This is a genomic window from Dehalobacter sp., from assembly GCA_023667845.1.
Lineage (GTDB): Bacteria > Bacillota > Desulfitobacteriia > Desulfitobacteriales > Syntrophobotulaceae > Dehalobacter.
The window spans coordinates 1-1344 of sequence record JAMPIU010000054.1; the positions used below are offsets into that span (position 1 = coordinate 1).

The following is a 1344-nucleotide window of genomic DNA, read 5'->3' on the forward strand; positions in this document are numbered from 1 at the left end:
TGGCTTTGCGCCGAGGGATAATACGCCAGAAGCGACTATGGCTGTGGTTGAACGGCCAGCTCCTGGTATTGCCGAGGCTATCCGGGCTCAAAGCCTGAAAATTACCCCCTTTGCGATGCTCTCTCGAGCGACGGCTGGTCTTCGCGGTAAAACGTTGATCATAAATTTCCCGGGAAGTCCCAGAGCTGCGCTGGAATGCTTGGAAGTCTTTTTACCAGTCATGAATCACGCGGTGGAAACCTTGCGTGGTGATGCTTACGAGTGCGCTCAACCTGGCGCGAGATCTTAGGCAAGTCAACTTTACAAGCACACACACTTTTGAACAGACATAAACAATTCCGAAGACTTTCGGAACGGTTTATGTCTGTTCATTTTTAATAATACTTCTACGACATTATGGATTAATGGGCAATGTGGGTACCTTTTGTCGCGAATGACCTTTTTCTCATTTATAAGAAAATCAAAAAAAATGTGTAGTTTCCCCTTAATAGTCAATAATTGAGTATAATCCAGAAAATTCCGAAAAAAGGAAAAACTTAGTGAGGTAATATGAAATCTATTAATCTGAAAAAACTTCTTGTCCTATCCATCGTCTCAATCCTTTTACTTACTACTTTCGGTTGTACACAAGAGCCTGAAAATAAGGTGATCCGAATGTCTACGACCACTTCTGTCAATGATTCTGGACTAATGGCATACCTGCAACCTGAATTCGAAAAAGCAACTGGTTATATACTCGAAATCACCTCTGCCGGAACCGGCGCGGCGATTGAAAAAGGTCGCATGGGTGATGCGGATATTCTGCTTGTACACTCAAAATCGGCTGAAGAAGAATTTATCGCTGAGGGATTTGATGAGGTCCGTTTACCCTTCATGTATAACTTCTTTGTCATTGTTGGACCTGCAGACGATCCTGCTGGGGTTGCTGGCTCTGCAACCGCTGCTGAAGCGTTCAAGAAAATTGCTGATTCCGGTTCACATTTCATATCCCGTGGTGACGAGAGTGGAACAAACAACAAGGAAAATGCGATTTGGAAATCAATCGATGTCGATCCAACCGGACAAGAATGGTACGACAGTGTTGGTCAGGGAATGGGACAGACACTGACTATCGCCGACGAAAAACAAGCTTACACGCTTTCAGACAAAGCCACCTTCCTTGCACACGAAGATAATTTATCAATGCTTCTGGAAGAAACCGATGATATGAAAAATACCTATTCTATGATCATTATTTCAGCAAAACGCTTTGCTAAATCGAACGTGGCTGGTGCCCAGGCTTTTGTTGACTGGATCAAAACCGACCAGGCTCGGAAAATGATTGCAGAATTCGGTGTTGCGGAA

General features: G+C 44.0%; 2 protein-coding genes. Both read left to right on the forward strand.

The annotated features are described in order from the left end of the window. On the forward strand, positions 1 to 289 hold a 289-nt coding region (locus NC238_04730), incomplete at its 5' end, for a molybdopterin-binding protein (protein ID MCM1565259.1). 260 nt (positions 290 to 549) lie between these two features. After that, the coding region (locus tag NC238_04735) for a substrate-binding domain-containing protein (GenBank protein MCM1565260.1) at positions 550 to 1344 on the forward strand (795 nt) is incomplete at its 3' end.